Source organism: Pseudomonas sp. MWU16-30317, assembly GCF_020515695.1.
Lineage (GTDB): Bacteria > Pseudomonadota > Gammaproteobacteria > Pseudomonadales > Pseudomonadaceae > Aquipseudomonas.
The window spans coordinates 652213-671566 of sequence record NZ_JAIWJA010000002.1 but is presented as its reverse complement, the minus strand read 5'-3'; the positions used below and the strand labels follow the sequence as shown (position 1 = coordinate 671566).

Here is a 19354-nt window from a genome sequence, read left to right as displayed (position 1 = left end):
TCCCTACCTGTATCGCAGCCTTATCCACTGCGACGTTTAGGCTGGCGCCCCTCTGATCGCCCAAGGAGGGTATCCATGCAGTATCCCACCCAGACGCCCCTGCGGCCGCTCGCCGACACCTCGCCTTCGGCGGTGGTTGCCGGGTTCATTGCCATGATGACCGGCTACACCAGCTCCCTGGTGTTGATGTACCAGGCCGGGCAAGCGGCCGGGCTCACCAGCGGGCAAATTTCATCGTGGATCTGGGCATTGTCGATCGGCATGGCGATCTGCAGCATCGGCTTGTCGCTGCGTTATCGCACGCCGATCACCGTGGCCTGGTCGACTCCCGGCGCTGCATTGCTGATCACCAGCCTGGGCGGCGTCAGCTATGGCGAGGCGATCGGCGCCTATATCACTTGCGCGGTGCTGGTGATCATCTGCGGCGTGACCGGCAGTTTCGAGAAAATGGTCAAGCGCCTGCCCTCGTCCCTGGCGGCGGCGCTGCTGGCGGGAATTCTGTTCAAGATCGGCAGCGAGATCTTCGTCGCAGCCCAGCATCGTACCGGCCTGGTGCTGGGCATGTTCTTCACCTACCTGATCGTCAAGCGCGTGTCGCCGCGCTATGCGGTGCTGGCGGCGCTGGTACTCGGCACCGTGGTTTCCGGCTTGCTGGGGCTGCTGGATTTCAGCGAGTTCCATTTGCAAGTGGCGGTGCCTGAATGGACCACGCCGTCGTTCTCGGTGGGCGCAACCATCAGCATCGGCATTCCACTGTTCGTGGTGGCCATGACCTCGCAGAACATGCCTGGGGTCGCGGTATTGCGGGCAGATGGTTATCAGGTGCCGGCATCGCCGTTGATTACCGCGACCGGCATCGCTTCGCTGCTGCTGGCGCCCTTTGGGTCTCACGGGGTGAACCTGGCGGCGATCAGCGCGGCGATCTGCACCGGCCCCCATGCCCATGAAGACCCGCAAAAACGCTACACAGCGGCGATGTGGTGCGGGATTTTCTATGGGTTGGCGGGGATCTTCAGTGCGACCCTGGCAGCGCTGTTCGCGGCCTTGCCCAAAGAACTGGTGCTGTCGATCGCGGCACTGGCACTGTTCGGTTCGATCATCAACGGCCTGACCCAGGCCATGAGCGAGCCCAGAGAACGTGAGGCGGCGCTGGTGACCTTCATGGTGACAGCATCGGGGCTGACGCTGTTTTCCGTGGGGTCGGCGTTCTGGGGCATCGTGGCAGGGATGCTGACTCTGCTGATTCTCAACTGGCGCAAAGCCTGATGCTTGTTGCGCTTGCACTGGCCTTGTCGCGAGCAAGCTTTGCTCCACAGGTGTACGACCGCCGTGGGCGCAAGACTTGCCCGCGAAGGGCCGGTGATATCTACGCCTGACTACAGCCGGAAATGCCCGACCATGCCTTTCAGCTCATGCCCCAGCTGCGCCAGTTCGATACTTGAAGCCGCGTTACCCTGCATCGCCACCGCCGACTGATCGGCACTGGCGCGGATGCTGGTGACGCTACGGTTGATCTCTTCGGCCACCGAGCTTTGCTGTTCCGCGGCGGCGGCAATCTGCTGGTTCATCTGCTGGATCACCGACACCGCCGAGGCTATGCTGCCCAGGGCGCTTTCGGTCTGCAGGGCGTCGCTGACTGCCAGCTTGACCAACTCCTCGCTGCTCTGGATCTGCTGAACCGACGCCTGGGCGCCAAGGCGCAAGGCACTGACCAGCCGCTCGATCTCCGCAGTCGATTGCTGAGTGCGGCGTGCCAGCGCCCGTACTTCGTCGGCCACTACCGCAAAGCCACGGCCCTGCTCCCCTGCCCGCGCCGCCTCGATGGCGGCGTTCAGGGCCAGGAGGTTGGTCTGCTCGGCAACGCTCTTGATCACTGCCAGCACCGACCCGATGTTCTGGATTTCCTCACTAAGGCTGGAAATACCCTGACTGGCGGATTGCGAGCTGCTGGCCAACTGCTCGATTCGCCGCATGCTCTGACGCACCACCTGCTGACCACTCTCGACCTTGTTATCGGCCGCCTGGGCCGCGTGCGCTGCCTCCTCGGCGTTGCGCGCGACGTCATGAACGGTGGCAGTCATCTGGTTCATTGCCGTGGCCACCTGTTCGGTTTCCTCCTGCTGTGTGCTGACTTCGAGGTTGGTCTGCTCGGTCACTGCCGACAAGGACTGCGCCGAATGCGCCAACTGATCGATACCCGTTTGCAGGCCGCTGACGATGCGGCTCAGCCCCGCGCCCATCTGCTGCATCGCCGCCATCAATTGACCGATTTCGTCACGCCGATCGACGCTGGTCTCAGCGCTCAGATCCCCGTCGGCAATTTGCTGCGCACGGCGAATCACACTGCGCAGAGGCGTGACGATCAGGCGGGTGATCAGCCACGACGCCAGCACGCCCACCAACAGCGCCAGGCCGGAAGCGACGATGATCAACAGCATGTTTTTCTTCAGCTCGGCCTGCATTGCCTGATTCTGCTCGGCATAGGCCTGATTGACGCGACTAACCACCTGATTGGCGCGGTCATGCAGTTGCATGGAGGTCTGTTTTTCCTTGGCCAGCAGATCGGTGTATTCACCCAGCGTCTGGCTGAAGGCCGTGATGTGGGTGACGGTTTCGCCAATCACCGTCTGATAGCCCGCGTCCTCGACCTTGGTCTGCAGCTCCTTGGCCTGGCTCAACGCGTCGTCCGCCTGGGTGATGCGGCCTTGGCTGCTGTCGTCAGCTTCACCCTTGCGACTTTTGTCCAGACGCACTCGGGCCTCCTCCATGGCCTGCAACATCAGGCGCCCGACCTGGCCAACCTGATTGGCCTGGTCGATGAACTCGCTGCCCTTTTCGCCCTGGGACTTCTTCAACTCGTAAGTGCCATCATCGGATAAACCGGCCTGCAACACGTCGAGGTTGTTGGCGACGTTGGCCACCGACCAACTGGCCATCTCCAGCGACAGCTCTTTGCTCTGGCTGATATCGAAAAACTGATCGAACGCGGCACGGTAAGCCTTGAGATCGGCTTCGGCGCCGCTCATGACCGATTCATTGGCGGGATTGAGGGTTTTGAGTCGAGCAGCAGTGGCCAGGAGTGCATCGACGCCCTTGCGCAGGGCATCGGCCTGCTTGGTGTCCGAATGCAGGGCAAAATCCTGTTCCAGCAGGCGCGCAGCCAGCAGCTCGCTTTTGAGCGCCGACATCTGCTGGAGGCCGTCGACTCGTTCGCTGATGGTACGCAGGGACCATACTCCAAGCGCGGCCACGGCCAAGGTCAGCAGCAATACCAAGGCGAAGCCCACCGCCAGTTTTTTCGCCATCGCGAGGTTGGCAAACCATCCACTGCTGGCCGACTTCATTGCTTCGCTCCCTTGATGCCCCGGGTGGGCGGCATTGCCCATACAAGTTTCGTGCAGGGTGAGGGTTGTATCAGCGTGGCAACAAGTGTTTGACGTCGGAATAATGGCAAATAGCTATGCGGATGTCGCTTTTGGCTATGTTGCGGGTCGTTGTGCGAAGTGGACGACTCACGTGAGGCCAGATGCGTGAGAGATCATGAGGCTGGGGCAAGCAGCCTCTTCGCGAGCATGCTTTGCCCTACAGGTGTACGGCTCGGGTGCCGGTTGCACTGTGGGAGCGAAGTTTGCGCGCGGCGGGGCCTGAATGGGTGATCAAAGCGCCAACTGAGCAACCACATCCGCCAGTGCTTTGGCCGGATCGGCGGCCTGGCTGATCGGACGACCGATGACCAGATAGTCGGAGCCGGCATCCAGCGCCTGACGCGGAGTAAGGATGCGACGCTGATCGTCTTGCGTGCTGCCCGCAGGGCGGATACCCGGGGTTACCAGTTGCAGCGTCGGATGGGCGCTCTTGAGCGCCTGGGCTTCGAGTGCAGAGCACACCAGGCCATCCATACCGGCCTTTTGCGCCAACGCCGCCAGGCGCAGTACCTGCTCCTGAGGCTCGATGTCCAGGCCTATGGCGGCCAGGTCTTCGCGCTCCATGCTGGTCAGTACTGTCACGCCGATCAGCAACGGTTTGGTGCCCGTGCTCTGATCCAACACCTCGCGGCACGCCGCCATCATGCGCAGGCCACCCGAGCAATGAACATTGACCATCCATACGCCCATCTGCGCAGCGGCCTTGACGGCCATGGCGGTGGTGTTAGGGATGTCGTGGAATTTCAGGTCCAGAAACACCTCGAAGCCACGCGCGTTGAGCGTCTCGACGATGCCCGACGCGCTGCTGGTGAATAGCTCCTTGCCCACCTTGACGCGGCACAGGGCCGGGTCGAGCTGGTTGGCCAGCTTCAAGGCGGCGTCACGGGTCGGGAAATCCAGGGCGACAATGATGGGCGTCTGGCAGGTGGACATGTCGGGGCTCTCAGGGCAAGTCGAAATCGGCGCGCATTGTAGCGGATTTTGCGCGTGCACTGTGCAAGCGTCGCGACGGTCACCCGCTACAATGGAACCACTGCGACATCACGTCGCTCAAACGGGTATCAGCGCCAGTTCGTCGCAGCCCGTGCGGCGAGTCCGCTGTCTTAGGAGGGTCACATGCCCTGGTATGCCTGGTTGATTCTGTTAGTGGCGATCGGCTCGATCGTCGGTGGCCTTCTGGTCCTGCGTCAAAGCGCACAAAAGGTCGAGATGACGCCTGAAGAGCTCAAGCGCGTCCACGAGCGCAACGCCGAGATGGATGCGAAGGAAGCTCGGGAGCGCTGATTCAATTCCGGACTCATAACGCTGTAGCGCGTGGGGAGAATGGTTGGCGCTCTCACCTTCTGTACTACGCGCACAGCGGTCGAAATGCTCAGAGAGCACTTGGCCTGTTAACATGTCAACCAACATTCAAATCGTACCAGCAGAGGTACTTCATGCGTTACTCAGCTGATCATAAAGCCCAAACCCACGAGCGTATCGTCAAGGAAGCCGCTGCTCGCTTTCGCAAGGACGGTATCGGCGCCACTGGCCTGCAACCGCTGATGAAGGCCTTGGGGCTGACCCATGGCGGCTTCTATGCGCATTTCAAATCCAAGGACGATCTGGTGGAGACTGCGCTGCGCTCGGCCAGCGAGGAAATGGGTACCCTGGTGGCCGCCAAGTTCGCCGGGGACAAGCCGCTGGAAGGCTTTATCGATATGTACCTGAGCGATGCCCATCGTGATCACCCGGAACGCGGATGCCCGCTGCCGACCATGGCCGCCGAGATGGGCCAGCGTGGCCAACCCAGCCCATTGGTGGACCGCGCGGTACAACACCGTGCGGGCTTGATGGCGCAAGCGCTGGGCGACGGTGAAGACGCCGAGGCGCAAAGCCTGGTGATGCTTTCGACGCTGATCGGCGCCTTGGTACTTTCTCGCAGCGTCGAGGATCAAGACTTCGCCGCCCGCATCCTGGCCACCGCCCGCGAAGCGCTCAAACGCCAGGCGCGCCCCGGTGCAGATATCCCATGAAACCTTGAGTCAATCTGTGCATAAGCTGGGGGAATCGCTCAGCGGGCCTTATAAACCATGGCTTGCGCAACGTTGAGCGAAAAACGAGCAGTTTCAATACCTTGTACACATTTTCCCTACGTCTGCCTGTGGACAAGCTTGGGAGAACTAGCTATAGGCCACGGATTATAAGGGCTGCACAGATTTGATCAATTATTGATCAGCTGTAAGCGCCTGATTGAGTTCAATAATCTGCTGGCACCGCGACTCGCAGTTGTTCATCAAAAACTTGAATGAGCCTGTGTATAAGCTGGGGGAACGTGGCGCAAGGCCATAGCCTGTATGGCTTTGCGCTACTTGAGTAAAAAACGAGCAGTTTCAATACCTTGTACACATTTTCCCTACGTCTGCCTGTGGACAAGCTTGGGAGAACTGGCTACAGGCCACGGCTAGCAAGGGCTGCAGGCATCTGGTTATTTTTTGATCACGTCATCCACGTAATTCTGGCAATTCCTTACAGGGTGACGCTCACTTCTGACCGCATGTGCGTCCACTTAGCCGGCGAGCCCTTTGCCCAGCAGACGCACCAAAGGTTATTCATCAAAAACCTGCACCAGGCTGTGCATAAGCTGGGGGAATACTGCGCAACCCCATAGCCTGAGCGGCTTGCAGCCGACTGGACAAAAAACGAGCAGTTTCAATGGCTTGTGCACATTTTCCCTAGGTCTGCCTGTGGACAACCTTGGGAGAACCGCCTACAGGCCACGGTTTACATGGCCTGCGCAGATCTGATCGTTTTTTGATCAGGCCACTGACCTTGTGTCGTGATCACGACGGGCCTGACTATTGTGGCCAACGGCGGAACACAATGCTTGCGTTGACGCCACCAAAGCCGAAGCCATTGCTCATCGCATACTCCATTGCCATCGGTCGCTTTCGACCACTGACTATGTCCAGAGCCTTCACCGCCTCGTCAGGCACCTCGAAATTGAGCGTGGCAGGGGCGACCTGGTCACGCAGCGCCAGCACGGTAAAGATCGCCTCCAGGCCACCTGCTGCGCCAAGCAGATGCCCGGTAGCCGATTTGGTCGAGGTGATAGCCACCTTGGCCGCAGCGCCGAACACACTGCGGATCGCCGCCAGCTCACCCTTGTCGCCCACAGGCGTGGAGGTGGCATGGGCGTTCAGATGAGCAATTCGCTGCGGTTCGATACCGGCCTGAGCCAACGCCTGCTCCATGGCCCGGCGCGCTCCGCTGCCATCCTCGGGCCCGGCGGTCAGATGATAGGCGTCGGCACTGGTGCCATAACCCACCAGTTCGGCAAGCGGCTGTGCACCCCGCGCCAAGGCATGCTCCAGCGATTCGATCACTAGCAATCCCGCACCTTCGCCCATCACGAATCCATCGCGCCCTTGGTCGAACGGCCGCGAAGCCTGCTCTGGCGCATGGTTATAGCCACTGGACAAGGCCCTCGCAGCGGCGAACCCGGCCAGGCTGACTCGATCGATCGCCGCTTCGGTTCCACCACACAGGGCAATGTCCGCCTCACCCGCACGGATCATCCGAGCCGCGTCGCCTATGGCCTGCACACCCGCCGCGCAAGCCGTTACCGGTGCGCCCATGGGGCCTTTGAAACCATGCTGGATCGAGACATTGCCCGCCGCGAGGTTAACCAGAAACGACGGGATGGTGAATGGTGACAACCGTCGCGGCCCACGGCTGTCGGTGGTACGGACCGCTTCGGCGATGGCACCGAAACCGCCGATCCCAGAGCCGATCACCGTGGCCGTGCGCGACTGCTGGGCCTCTCCTTGCGGTGCCCACCCAGCCTGCAGCAAGGCCTCACGAGCCGCAGCCATGGCAAACTGGATGAAGCGGTCCATCTTCTTCTGATCCTTGGGCGCCACCGCCGCGTCGGCGTCAAAGCCGCCCTGGGGGTCATCCGCCAGATCCGGGACCCTGCCCCCCACCTTGCCGGCCAGATCTGCCACCACGGTCTCGGGCAGCAGCCCCAATCCTGAACGTCCTGCCAGCAAACGCTGCCAAACGGTTTCGACGCCGCAACCCAAAGGCGATACCACGCCCATACCGGTGACTACAATCCTGCGATTCAGCATATGACCCTCTACCCATTGGTTCACCGGCGCATGTGAACCCGCCGGGGCTTTTAAATTACACTCATAATCCATAAAATGAAATGACGGGTATCATTCAGTCGATGCGCCCCAGGGGACGCCCACGAAAAAGCCGGTCATGGACCGGCCTTTTCAATACGGGCGCCGCGGTTTTATTCGATCGTCAGCCGGTCCCGGTTCTTTTCCACCAGCGCCTTGCCGATTCCCTGCACCTCCAGCAACTCGTCCACCGAAGCGAACGCGCCTTTGCTCTGGCGGTGTTCGACGATGGCCGCGGCCTTGGCACCGCCAATCCCCGTCAGTTCGCGCTGCAGGGTGTCCTGGTCGGCCGTATTGAGGTTGACCTTGCTCATGGGCGCCATCTCAGCCATTTTCCCGGCTTCGCTGGCTGGGGGGGTTGCAGCGAACGCCGGCACCGAAGAAAAAGTCGTTGCCAGGGCCAGTACGAGGGAAGGAAGTAGATAGTTGCGCATATCGGAAGTCTCCATGACATCGTTCGAGTAGAAGCGGCGTTCCTCAGCCGCCCACAGACCTTAGAGCAGCGCCTGCCGTGCGGCAACCTGTCAGCACCTTGGAACTGTTTCCGGTTGTGCCAGCGCTACCCCATCACGCCTCGGGTGATGGCCGCAGCCGTCGCCGACCAGCGGCTTAAAGTCTGAACACGGTCTGCCGAAAACCAGTTACACCCCTTTGATGCTGGAGTTCCCATGGCCACCTTCGCGTTGTGCTGGATAGCTGCTTTGGTCGTTGCCTTTTTCATGACGATCGGCCTGATTCGTGGCGGCAAACGTCATGAAGACATGGTCATGGTGCCAATCAAGATGGATTCCGACGCCGATCCGCGGCGCCGTCGGCAGCACTGAAATCGGCGGGTTGCCGTCACCTCCTCGGCAGAGTGCAAGAACCCAGGCCTTGAGCACAGGCTCGGGTTCGCCCCTGCATCCCCGGCTAGTCGCCCTTTGGCCGATCTGGGTTGCGAGGCCGACATCTTCGGCGCTGCCACCGTGCCTACCACAAAAAATCCCCCGCTGTAGCTCACAGATGTGAGAGTAGGAGAGCTGGACATCGTGGAATAGCGTGAGCGTTCCAACTTGAAAAAGCGATGTCGTCCATGCCACCTTTGCGCCGTAGTGTTCCCAGTGCGTTTCTCGACCCTGATTTCGGCGCGGCCGGTGAGGTCCATCTCCATTCGCTTCTTGGTGTGGAGGGAGTGGAAGTCCGCGCTGTCAACTCGCTTTTGGTCTTGAAGGACAACTCGATCCTGGTGGCCGTTGAAATCCGCGAAAACGGCAGGCTTGGCCCCGGTCTGATGAAGCTCGACGCTGCCGGAGGCCTCGACAGGACGTTCAACGACAATACCGGCTACCTCAACGAACGCTATGCCAGTGACGGCTACCTGAGCGCATACCCATCGCAACTGGTGATGTTCGATGAAGGGCGCTTCTTGTCATTCGTACGGTACGTCAACCCCAAGACCAACGACTATAATCTGGGCTGCACTCGCTACTACCTCGATGGTGAGCGCGACGGCAGTTTCAACAATGACGGACGGGTCCTGATGGGCCATTTCCCACCGCTGCGAGATGTGGTCGATTCACTGGAGCAACCGCAGCGCCGGAGTACGGTGAAAGCCCATCCCCACGTCGATGTCGACGGCAAGATCACCGTTGACTTCACCCACCAGCATTGGGCTATCCAGCAACCTCGCAGTTACATCGTACAGCTGAACAGCAACGGCTCCATCGACTACAGCTTTCACGAGGATGGCTACCTCCAACTCCAGTACCAAGACACCGCTATGGAAATTCGCGCGATGATCCCCTCCCCCACCGCAGGCTGGATAGTCGCTGGCAAGGCGGGGCGCACAGGCCTGATGGCCAGGCTTGACGCCAAGGGCAGACTGGACAAAAGCTTTGGCACGGAGGGCTTCTATGCCACCGCGCCAACCGGGGCGAATGACCTGCGGTTCGAGACCGACGAAAACCCGGTCAGCGGCTATGCCATCTCCCTGGAGAATGTCTGGGTCACCGCCAGCAACACGCTCATCGTCATCGGCAGCAACCAGCCGACAGATAATCCAGACCGCGTGGGCGGTCTGCTATTCAGACTTGACCAAAGCGGACATCCAGATCCGAGTTTTACGCCCAGCTACTGGATGATCGCCAACCAAAAGACCTCTTTGCAGGGCATCGGTGCCACGCTGACCGGCGGACAATATTGGGTCGCGGGCCAGCAACAACCACTCGACTTAGCCTTGCCCCCCCAAGGACTGCTGTTGCGTGTAACCGAGCACGGCGCACCGGACAAGGGCTTTGGCTGCGACGGTTTCCTGAGCATGCCAGCCGTTCGCCGCATCGCAGACATCAACGTGCAGCACGATGGCAAGTGCCTGGTGGCCACGACTGAAGCGACCGAGGTGCAGACCGACGCCGCCAAGGTACGACGCTTCAAGGCTTGAACCCCTCGCGGCTGAATCGAACGCCCAGCAGGCCACCCCAGAGAGATCGTCCCCTCAGGCACCACGCTTCTGGGGGACGCTGGCTTCATCGCGTCCTCGAGCCCTGCTGCTCGCAGACATTCAGTAATACTTAACCTCTCCTGTTTTCTGTAACGAAAATTTAACATTCGTTTTCGCGCACCAACTATAAAACGGAGAGTCACGATGTTCGCCTTCCTGCGCCCTGCCCCGCACCTGCCCCCCATTCCTGCAACCGAAGTCGACAGCACTTACCGGCGCCTGCGCTGGCAGATCTTCGCCGGGATCTTCATCGGCTACGCCGGCTACTACCTGCTACGCAAAAACTTCTCCCTGGCCATGCCCTATCTGATCGAGGAAGGCTACACCCGCGGCCAGCTGGGCATGGCCATGTCCGCCATCGCGATTGCCTATGGCTTGTCCAAGTTCCTCATGGGCCTGGTCTCGGACCGCTCCAACCCGCGGTACTTCCTGCCGCTGGGCCTGCTGGTGTCGGCAGCGGTGATGTTCGTGTTCGGTTTTTCGTCATGGGCGACCTCGAGCGTCAGCATCATGTTCATCCTGCTGTTCATCAACGGCTGGGCCCAGGGCATGGGCTGGCCACCCAGCGGACGGACCATGGTGCACTGGTGGTCGCAAAAGGAGCGCGGCGCCGTGGTGTCGGTCTGGAACGTCGCGCACAACGTCGGCGGCGGCCTGATCGGGCCGTTGTTTCTGCTCGGCCTGGGCTGGACCAACGACTGGCACGCGGCCTTCTACGTACCGGCGGCCGTGGCCTTGGTGGTAGCGATCTTCGCCCTGGTGACCATGCGCGACACCCCGCAGTCGGTCGGCCTGCCGCCCATCGAGCACTACAAGAACGACTACCCGCAAGGCTATGACGAGAGTCACGAAGCCGAATTCAGCGCCCGTGACATCTTCGTCAAATACGTGCTGCGCAACAAAATGCTCTGGTACATCGCCCTGGCGAACGTCTTCGTCTACCTGCTGCGCTACGGCGTGCTCGACTGGGCACCCACTTACCTCAAGGAAGCCAAGCACTTCACGGTCGACACCACGTCATGGGCGTACTTTTTCTATGAATGGGCGGGCATCCCCGGCACGCTGCTATGCGGCTGGATGTCGGACAAGGTCTTTCGCGGCAACCGCGGCTTGACCGGCATGGTGTTCATGGCCCTCGTGACGGTGGCCACCCTGGTGTACTGGCTCAACCCACCGGGCAACCCGCTGGTCGACATGATCGCGTTGGTCTCTATCGGCTTTCTGATCTACGGCCCGGTGATGCTGATCGGCCTGCAGGCACTGGAGCTGGCACCGAAAAAAGCCGCCGGTACCGCCGCAGGCTTCACCGGCCTGTTCGGCTATCTGGGCGGCTCGGTCGCGGCCAGCGCGTTGATGGGCTATACCGTGGATCACTTTGGCTGGGACGGCGGCTTCGTGCTGCTGATTGCCGCGTGCGCACTGGCGATGCTGTTCCTGGCGCCGACGCTGTGGCATACCCGAGCGGTGAGCAAGGGGCGTGAAGTCACCTGAACCTGATCATTTTCAGGGCCCGATCTGGATCACGACCAGGCGGGCTTTTCAGCGATGGCACAAACCCAGCTATCCTCAATGCGCATGCGCCAGAAACTTGCTCAAGAACTGCCGGGTCCGCTCTTCCTTCGGCGCGGCGAACAGCGCCTTCGCCTCACCCTGCTCGACTATCACACCCTTGTCGAAAAACACCACACGGTTGGCCACATCGCGAGCGAATTGCATCTCGTGAGTGACGATGATCATCGTGCGTTTTTCTTCGGCCAGGCTGCGAATCGTGGCCAGCACCTCGCCGACCAGTTCGGGGTCGAGCGCCGAAGTGGGTTCGTCGAACAGAATCACCTGGGGCTCCATCGCCAAGGCGCGAGCGATTGCCACGCGCTGTTGCTGACCACCGGACATGCGCCGCGGCCAAGCCTCTTCCTTGCCGGCGAGGCCGACCTTGGCCAGTAGCCTGCGCCCCAGCTCAAGAGCATCGTCGCGGGGGACCTTCTTCACCACGATAGGGCCTTCGACGACATTCTCCAGCGCCGTCCGGTGAGGGAACAGATTGAAGTTCTGGAACACGAACCCCACCTGCTGGCGCAACCGACGAATCAGCTCCTGCTGCCGCGCCAACGGCCTGCTGGCGTCGATCTCTATATCGCCGACCTGAATACGCCCGCTATCCGGGGTTTCCAGCAGGTTCAGACAGCGCAGGAAGGTGGTCTTGCCAGAACCGCTGGGGCCGATGATGGCGACCACCTCGCCAGGCTCGACGCGCAGGTCGATATTCTTGAGCACCGGGACGCCGTTGAAATGCTTGCTGAGCTTGTCCACCACAATCATCGCGTTGCTGCTCCTTACTGCTGGTCGTGGCGGTTGACCCGCAGTTCAAGACGATGTTGCAGGTGCGCCAAGGCGCTGGCGAGCACCCAGTAGATCAACGCGGCGCCGATGTACATGGTGAAGATTTCGAAGGTGCGCGCCGTGATCAACTGCGCCTGGCGGAACAGTTCAGGCACCTGGATAGTGGCCGCCAGCGAGGTGTCCTTGACCAGCGAAATGAAACTGTTGCCCAGTGGCGGCAAAGCCGTGCGGGCCGCTTGAGGCAGGATGGCGCGGCGCAACGTTTGCCCGCGGGTCATGCCGATACTGGCAGCGGCTTCCCATTGCCCGCGCTCGATGGAGCCGATGGCCGCACGCAGGATTTCACAGGCATAGGCGGCCATGTTCAGCGAGAAGCCGATCAGCGCCGCCGGCAGCGGGTCCAGCTCGATGCCCAATTGCGGCAGGCCGTAATAGATCACGAACAACTGCACCAGCAGCGGCGTGCCGCGAACGAACGACACGTAGATCCGCGCGATCCAGCTCCAGGGCTTGAACGTCGACAGGCGCATCAACGCCAGACCAAAACCCAGCAACAGGCCGAAAAACATCCCGCCCAGGCTCAGAAAAACCGTGTAATAGGCGCCCTTGAGCAAAAAGGGCGCCGAGTCGAGCATCAGTTGCAAGCTGCTTTCGCTCATTGCGTGACGTCAGCGCCGAAATACTTCTTCGACAAGGCCGCCAGGGTGCCATCCGCGCGCAGCTTGTCGATCGCCTGGTTGATTGCTGCGAGCAGTTCCGGCTCGCCCTTGCGCAGTGCTACGCCGGCTTCCTGACGGGAGAACGCAGGGCCGGCCAGGACCAACGTGTCACCGGTCTTCTTGATCAGCTCCAGCGCCGCCAGGCGGTCCACCAGAATCGCATCGATACGGCCGATGCGCAGGTCCTGATACTTGGTGGGGTCATCGTCGTAGGTCTTGACCACGGCTTGCGCCACGTTGTCGTGCAGCCATTGCTCGTAGTTGGAGCCCAGGCCTACGCCGACTTTCTTGCCGGCCAGGTCGGCGGGCTTCTCGTACTTGCCGGCGTCTTTCTTCTGGGCCAGCGCTTGAATACCCGAGACGGTATAGGGCTGGGAGAAGTCGTACTTCTGCTTGCGTGCTTCGGAGATGGTGACCTGGTTGATCACCACGTCCAGGCGCTTGGAGTCCAGCGCGGCGAGCATGCCGTCCCACTTGGTTTCCTGGATCTTGACCTTGACCCCCAACTGCTTGGCCAGCGCCTGGGCGAATTCGACCTCGAAACCACTGAGCTTGCCGTTCTCGTCCTGGAAGCTGAACGGCGGATAGGTGCCCTCGACACCGACGCTGAACGAGCCGTTTTTCTGGATAGTCTGCAACTGATCACCGGCCACGGCCTGGCCGAGCATTGCCGAGCCGAGCACCACGCCCAGGCTGCCCAACAGGAGGTTTCGACGCCAAGCGGAAAGAATCATTTACAGCCCCTTTTGTTGTGATGGGAGTCGATTTGCGGCGCCACTATAGGATGTGTCGCAAAGCACGCAAAAGAATAAAAAATTCGAGCCTTATGCTATTTATTCCAGACCTGTGGATAGGCAAAAAGTGCCGGAGCGCCGCCGGTGTGCAGGAAGATCACCGGCCCTTCTGGCAAGCGGCCTCGCTCGATGGCATCCAGCAAACCGGCCATGGCTTTGCCGGTGTAGACCGGATCGAGCAACAGGCCTTCCTGGCTCGCCAGGCACCTGATAGCCGCCAGGGTTCCAGCATTCGGCTCACCGTAACGCGGGCCGAAATACTCGTCCCACAGCTGTACATTGAAGTGCTCGGGCAAATCGACTTCCAGCAAATGGCAGGTCTGTTCGGCCAGGCGCTGAACCTTCGGGGCCTGAGTCGCAGAGGGGCGCGAAACGGTCACACCGATGACCGGCAACTGCGGCAGGATTTCGCTCAGCCCCAACGCCAGGCCGCTGTGGGTACCGGCGCTGCCGGAGGCCAGCACCACAGCGGCAAAATCCAGCCCGCTGGCGCGGATCTGCTTGGCCAGCTCCAACCCGGCGCGCACATAGCCCAGGGCCCCCAGCGCATTGGAGCCGCCGATCGGCACGACATAAGGGCGCTTGCCCGCCGCACGCAGCCGATCGGCGGCGGCCAGCAATTGCGCATCGGCGGCGTCCAGGTTGTCGACGTTCTCGACCTCAGTGCCGAACAGGTCCAGCAACAAGCGATTGCCGTTGCCGAGGTAGTCGGCCCCTGCGGTATCGCCCAAGGCATTTTCCAGCAAGGCGTGGCAGCCCAGCCCGAGCTTCGCTGCCAATGCAGCCGTCTGGCGCACATGATTGGACTGCAGCGCGCCGGCAGTCACCAAGGTGTCGGCGCCCTGGGCCAAGGCGTCAGCGGCCAGATATTCGAGCTTGCGCACCTTGTTGCCGCCCATGGCCAGGGTGGTGGTGTCATCGCGCTTGATATAGACGTCGCGGCCGACCAGCGCCGAGAGGCGTTCGAGCTTTTCCAGCGCGGTGGGGGCGCCGACCAGTTCGAGGCGTGGAAAACGGGGAAGTGCTTGGCTGAGCATGGGCTGTCCAGGGTATTGATCGACGTGGGCTGCAGGCATCTGGACTATAGGCATCGGCGAGCGCTGGGGCAACTCCCGACCAGAGGCGTTGTGGGGCCCACAACGATACTGTACTGTACATAAAAACAGTATACGGAAAATCCCATGCAGCTGATCGACAAGCTCAGCATCCTCGCCGATGCCGCCAAGTACGATGCCTCCTGCGCCAGCAGCGGCGCACCCAAGCGCAGCTCTGAAGGCAAGGCCGGGCTGGGCGCGACCGATGGCATGGGCATCTGTCACAGCTATACGCCGGATGGGCGCTGTGTGTCGTTGCTGAAAATCCTGCTGACCAACTTCTGCCTGTTTGACTGCCAATACTGCGTCAACCGACGCTCCAGCGATGTACCCCGAGCGCGCTTTACGCCTGAGGAAGTGGTGCGTCTGACGGTGGACTTCTATCGGCGTAACTGCATCAGCGGGCTGTTCCTCAGCTCCGGGATCATCCGCTCGGCGGACTACACCATGGAGCAATTGATTCGCGTGGCCAGACTGCTGCGAGAGGAGCACCAGTTCCGCGGTTATATCCACCTCAAGACCATTCCCGAGGCCGATCCGCTGCTGATCGAGGAGGCCGGCCGCTATGCCGATCGCCTGAGCGTCAATATCGAACTCCCCACGGATGCCAGCCTGCAGATTCTCGCGCCAGAAAAGGACGTGGGCTCGATCAAACGGGCCATGGGCACCATCTACACCGGCCAGCAGACCGTGCTCAACGAGCCACGCGCGCCCCGTTTCACGCCGGCAGGGCAAAGTACGCAGATGATCGTCGGCGCCGACCTCACCGACGACAGCACCATCCTCCACAGCGCCGAATCGCTCTATGGCAATTACGGCTTGAAGCGGGTCTATTACTCGGCCTTCAGCCCCATCCCCAACAGCCCGAAAAGCGTGCCGCTGGCCGCCCCGCCGCTGTTGCGCGAACACCGTCTGTACCAGGCCGACTTTCTGCTGCGCAGCTACGGCTACCGCGCCGACGAGTTGCTCGCCGGACCGGGCGATCTGGCGCTGGACATCGACCCCAAACTGGCATGGGCGCTGGAGAACCGCAGTGTCTTCCCGCTGGACCTCAATCGCGCCGAACCGGCCCTGATCGCGCGGATTCCCGGCATCGGCATCCGCACCACCAAGCGCCTGGTCGAATTGCGCCGTCAGCGACGAATTCGCTACGAAGACCTGACCCGCCTGCGCTGCGTCCTGGCCAAGGCCAAGCCATTTTTCATCACCAGCGACTATCACCCGCAGCAGGCGGAAACTTCCACCATCCTGTTGCGCGAGCAGATGCGCGATCGCCCGCAGCCCCAGCAGTTGGGGCTGTGGGGATGATCAGCCTGGATTGCGATGACCTCTTCGACACTTGGCGGCAGCAGGCACGCTGGCTGCTAAGCCATCAGATCGATCCGGCCCAGGTGAGCTGGAGCACCGTGGCCGACCTGTTCGCCACCGACGAGGTGGTGCCGTCAACGCCCGGGCCCTATCAGGCGCGCATCCCGCTGGCATTGATCGAGCTGTTGCAGACGGCAGCGCGCTATCGCGGCGACCAGCGCTGGAGTTTGCTTTACGAAGTGCTCTGGCGTGTCAGCCATGGCGACCGCACGGCCATGCTGGCGGGGGATGCACTGGGCAGTGAGTTGCATCGGCGTATCAAGCAGGTGACAAGGGAGTCCCATCACCTGCATGCGTTCTTGCGGTTTATCGAGTTGCCCCCTTCGCAGCCAGAGTCAGCTCCCACAGATCCACAGCCCACTACGGGAGCGGACTCTGCCCATGCAACCCTTGGCCCCGAATACGTGGCCTGGCACGAGCCTGCCCACGACATTCTGGCCAGCGCCAGCGAGCACTTCATCGGGCGCATGGGGCAAAAGCGCTGGCTGATCGCAACACCGCAGGATGGCGTCTACTACGATGGCACCCAGCTCATCCACGAGCGCCGCTGCCCACCGCCATGGCAGCAGTTGGCTCAGGGTGCCGAGGACCCACAGGGCGAATTGTGGCTGACCTACTACAGCCACATCTTCAACCCCGCGCGATTGAACCCCAAGGTCATGCAGGGGCACCTGCCGACACGATTCTGGAAGAACCTGCCCGAAGGCGCATTGATCCCCGGCCTGATCAGCGAGGCCCGCACCGGCAAACAGCGAGACGGCCAGGCCCGGGCGATCGGAGCCCGCCAAGGCAAACGTATTGAGCGCAGCGGCAAGGGTTGAGCTGCAAGCTGCAGCCTGCAGCCTGCAGCCCGCAGGCTTTGAGCTCGCAGCTAAGCTGCGCGCTTAAAGCTTGAACTTGCGCACCACCGCAATCAGCTTGTCATTCGAAGCCGCCAGCGCCGCCGTACTTTGCTCACTCTGAGCGCCCCCTGCCACCAACTCCTCGACGATATGCCGCACCGCCACCATGTTGCGGTTGATCTCTTCACTCACTGCGCTCTGCTCCTCGGCTGCCGTGGCGATCTGGGTGCTGAGGTCATTGATGCGCACCACTGATTCGGCCATGCCGTCCAGGCCTTCATTGACTTTGGAGGTTTTGTCGACCGTCGCCTGGCAACGCTCCTTGGTGTTCTCCATCGCCACCACCGCAGCGCCTACACCTTGCTGCAGCTTGGTGAGCATTTCGTTGATTTCCGAAGTGCTGGCCTGGGTGCGCCCGGCCAAGGCTCGCACCTCATCGGCCACCACGGCAAAACCGCGCCCTTGTTCACCGGCACGCGCCGCCTCGATAGCGGCGTTGAGCGCCAGCAGGTTGGTCTGCCCGGCGATTTCGCCGATGACCCCGAGCACCGAGTTGATGCGCTGGGCATCCTGCTCCATCGCCCGCACCTTGCTGGTAGCCTCCTCCACTTCGGTGATCAGCTCGCGCACGCTGCTCGACGCGTCCTCGACCACGATCTTGGAGTGACGGGCCTTTTCGTTGGCGACCTGGGTCATGCTCGCCGTTTGCGCGGCGTTACGCGCCACGTCTTCGGCCGTAGAGCTCATTTCGGTGATGGCGGTAACGGCCTGGTCGGTCTCGCTGGCGTGCCGGGTGAGAATCCGGTTGGTGCCATGGGACTGACCACGCAACTGCTCGATGCCACCGGCGATCATCGAAGACGACTCGGACACCTCGGTGATCATCTTTTGCAGGTAGACGATAAAGCGGTTGACCGAATGCCCCACCGCACCGACCTCGTCTTCGGCGCGGATGACGATACGCTTGGTCAGGTCGGCATCGCCCGCCGACAAGGTATCGATATTGGCCTTGAGCACCGCCAGACGCTTCATCAACTGGCTGAGGGCGAAGACGATCACCAGCAGCATCACGATCACCATGGGGATCTGCAGCATGGCCAAAGTCGTCAGCACCTTACTGCTCAGCGCCGCCAGCACCTCGGTAGGTTGCGCCACTGCCATTAGCCAAGGGGTGCCCTCGAGCGGCTGCACGAACAAGCTGTAATCCTTGCCGTCACTGCCAGTGTAGGTGGTGTGGGTAGCGCCGGCCTTGGCGGGGGTTTTCAGGGCACTCTGCAGCGCTGCCGCAAAGGGGTACTGGCCAGCCAGGTCGCTGAGGTTCTTCAGCACGTTGTTACCCGGGATTTCCGGCTGGTTGCTGAGCACCTTGCCGTCGCTCTCGACGATCATCAGCTGGGCATGGATCTCCCGCTCTTTCTGGGCGATCAGATCGTTGAAAAAACCCAGGGTCACGTCGATGGTCGCCACGCCATAGGCGGCGCCGTCCTTGGTGATGGCCATGGCGCAGTTGGTGCGCGGCTCGGGGCTGGCGTCGTCGCGATAGGCCGCAGCCCAGTTGCACTGCCCGGCAGGCGTCTTGAGGCCACCGAGGTACCAGGACTGCTCGAAATAGTTCAGGGACTCAGGCGAGTTCCAGTGGGTGTTGACGATCAACTTGCCACTGGCATCGCGGTGGTAGAAGGTGCTGTGCTTGGCCCGGCCGGGGGTACGTTTGTCAGGTAGTGGCCAGACGCCGCCGCCGAACACCTTCAGCTCGCCATACTGGTTGACCATGCTCGGCAACAGCCGGTCGATGCTGTCGCTGTCCAATTGCGGCACGGTTTCGGTGATGACCCGTTGCTGTGCTTGCACCCTGGCCAGCTCGGTCTTGATCACGGTGCTGACCTGCCCCGCTTCGTTGATCAGATGGCGCTCGTCGGTGGCAGTGAGGCTGGGCGTGATGAACAGGTTGATGCCGACGCCTGTGAGCACGGCGATCAGCAGGACGAAACCCACGAAGGTGGCGGTATAGCGAGCTTGTATTGTTTTTAGCATGCTGGGGATATCCGCAGGATTGAAACTGTTGTCAGGTAGAGGGTGTATCGGCAACGCACGACGCTGCATGAGCGTAGCTGCCCATCAGCG

Annotated in this window: 17 protein-coding genes; 8 read left to right on the top strand and 9 right to left on the bottom strand. The window is 61.5% G+C overall.

Annotated features, from left to right (window positions below):
* Window positions 1-75 precede the first annotated feature (75 nt).
* On the top strand, window positions 76-1266 hold the full coding sequence (locus tag LIX93_RS07885; protein WP_226503441.1) for a benzoate/H(+) symporter BenE family transporter: 1191 nt from the start codon (window positions 76-78) through the stop codon (window positions 1264-1266).
* Between the two features lie 110 nt (window positions 1267-1376).
* On the opposite strand, the gene LIX93_RS07880 is transcribed toward LIX93_RS07885, so the two are convergent.
* Together LIX93_RS07880 and pyrF are read right to left on the bottom strand one after the other, a co-directional pair.
* The gene (locus LIX93_RS07880; protein WP_226503440.1) at window positions 1377-3344 is read right to left on the bottom strand and encodes a methyl-accepting chemotaxis protein; all 1968 of its coding nucleotides are present in this window, start codon (window positions 3342-3344) and stop codon (window positions 1377-1379) included.
* Between the two features lie 312 nt (window positions 3345-3656).
* Window positions 3657-4358, bottom strand: a complete 702-nt coding sequence (gene pyrF / locus LIX93_RS07875; protein ID WP_226503439.1) for an orotidine-5'-phosphate decarboxylase — start codon at window positions 4356-4358, stop codon at window positions 3657-3659.
* A gap of 183 nt (window positions 4359-4541) precedes the next feature.
* On the opposite strand from pyrF, the gene LIX93_RS07870 reads away from it, so the two are divergent.
* Together LIX93_RS07870 and LIX93_RS07865 are read left to right on the top strand one after the other, a co-directional pair.
* The gene (locus tag LIX93_RS07870; RefSeq protein WP_226503438.1) at window positions 4542-4709 is read left to right on the top strand and encodes a DUF2897 family protein; all 168 of its coding nucleotides are present in this window, start codon (window positions 4542-4544) and stop codon (window positions 4707-4709) included.
* A gap of 152 nt (window positions 4710-4861) precedes the next feature.
* The gene (locus LIX93_RS07865) at window positions 4862-5440 is read left to right on the top strand and encodes a TetR/AcrR family transcriptional regulator (protein ID WP_226503437.1); all 579 of its coding nucleotides are present in this window, start codon (window positions 4862-4864) and stop codon (window positions 5438-5440) included.
* An 822-nt stretch (window positions 5441-6262) separates the two neighbouring features.
* On the opposite strand, the gene fabF is transcribed toward LIX93_RS07865, so the two are convergent.
* Both fabF and LIX93_RS07855 read right to left on the bottom strand, forming a co-directional pair.
* A complete protein-coding gene (gene fabF, locus LIX93_RS07860) occupies window positions 6263-7534 on the bottom strand; it encodes a beta-ketoacyl-ACP synthase II (RefSeq protein WP_226503697.1) in 1272 nt (423 codons plus the stop codon).
* A gap of 173 nt (window positions 7535-7707) precedes the next feature.
* Entirely contained in the window at window positions 7708-8028 is a 321-nt protein-coding gene (locus LIX93_RS07855; protein WP_226503436.1) for a ComEA family DNA-binding protein, read from the bottom strand.
* Window positions 8029-8262: 234 nt separating this feature from the next.
* Here LIX93_RS07855 and LIX93_RS07850 point away from each other — a divergent pair, with 234 nt between their 5' ends.
* The 3 genes from LIX93_RS07850 (at window position 8263) to glpT (ending at window position 11564) form a co-directional block, all read left to right on the top strand.
* Window positions 8263-8418, top strand: a complete 156-nt coding sequence (locus tag LIX93_RS07850) for a hypothetical protein (RefSeq protein WP_226503435.1) — start codon at window positions 8263-8265, stop codon at window positions 8416-8418.
* Window positions 8419-8666: 248 nt separating this feature from the next.
* Window positions 8667-10013 (top strand): delta-60 repeat domain-containing protein, encoded by a 1347-nt coding sequence (locus LIX93_RS07845; RefSeq protein ID WP_226503434.1) that lies wholly within the window; start codon window positions 8667-8669, stop codon window positions 10011-10013.
* Window positions 10014-10217: 204 nt separating this feature from the next.
* Window positions 10218-11564, top strand: a complete 1347-nt coding sequence (gene glpT / locus LIX93_RS07840) for a glycerol-3-phosphate transporter (protein WP_226503433.1) — start codon at window positions 10218-10220, stop codon at window positions 11562-11564.
* A gap of 75 nt (window positions 11565-11639) precedes the next feature.
* Here glpT and tcyN read toward each other — a convergent pair whose 3' ends face one another.
* The 4 genes from tcyN to LIX93_RS07820 form a co-directional block, all read right to left on the bottom strand.
* Entirely contained in the window at window positions 11640-12392 is a 753-nt protein-coding gene (tcyN, locus tag LIX93_RS07835) for an L-cystine ABC transporter ATP-binding protein TcyN (RefSeq protein WP_226503432.1), read from the bottom strand.
* 14 nt (window positions 12393-12406) lie between these two features.
* Entirely contained in the window at window positions 12407-13072 is a 666-nt protein-coding gene (tcyL, locus tag LIX93_RS07830; RefSeq protein ID WP_226503431.1) for a cystine ABC transporter permease, read from the bottom strand.
* Window positions 13069-13866 (bottom strand): cystine ABC transporter substrate-binding protein, encoded by a 798-nt coding sequence (tcyJ, locus tag LIX93_RS07825; protein WP_226503430.1) that lies wholly within the window; start codon window positions 13864-13866, stop codon window positions 13069-13071. Before tcyJ ends, tcyL begins: the two co-directional genes overlap by 4 nt.
* Before the next feature lie 95 nt (window positions 13867-13961).
* The gene (locus LIX93_RS07820; RefSeq protein ID WP_226503429.1) at window positions 13962-14963 is read right to left on the bottom strand and encodes a D-cysteine desulfhydrase; all 1002 of its coding nucleotides are present in this window, start codon (window positions 14961-14963) and stop codon (window positions 13962-13964) included.
* A gap of 144 nt (window positions 14964-15107) precedes the next feature.
* Here LIX93_RS07820 and LIX93_RS07815 point away from each other — a divergent pair, with 144 nt between their 5' ends.
* Window positions 15108-16328 carry a putative DNA modification/repair radical SAM protein gene (locus tag LIX93_RS07815; protein WP_226503428.1) on the top strand — a complete coding sequence of 407 codons (1221 nt, stop codon included), beginning with the start codon at window positions 15108-15110 and terminating at the stop codon, window positions 16326-16328.
* A complete protein-coding gene (locus LIX93_RS07810) occupies window positions 16325-17209 on the top strand; it encodes a TIGR03915 family putative DNA repair protein (protein WP_226503427.1) in 885 nt (294 codons plus the stop codon). Before LIX93_RS07815 ends, LIX93_RS07810 begins: the two co-directional genes overlap by 4 nt.
* A 63-nt stretch (window positions 17210-17272) precedes the next feature.
* Here the strand turns inward: LIX93_RS07810 and LIX93_RS07805 are convergent, their stop codons facing one another.
* The gene (locus LIX93_RS07805; protein WP_226503426.1) at window positions 17273-19264 is read right to left on the bottom strand and encodes a methyl-accepting chemotaxis protein; all 1992 of its coding nucleotides are present in this window, start codon (window positions 19262-19264) and stop codon (window positions 17273-17275) included.
* Between the last annotated feature and the right edge of the window lie 90 nt (window positions 19265-19354).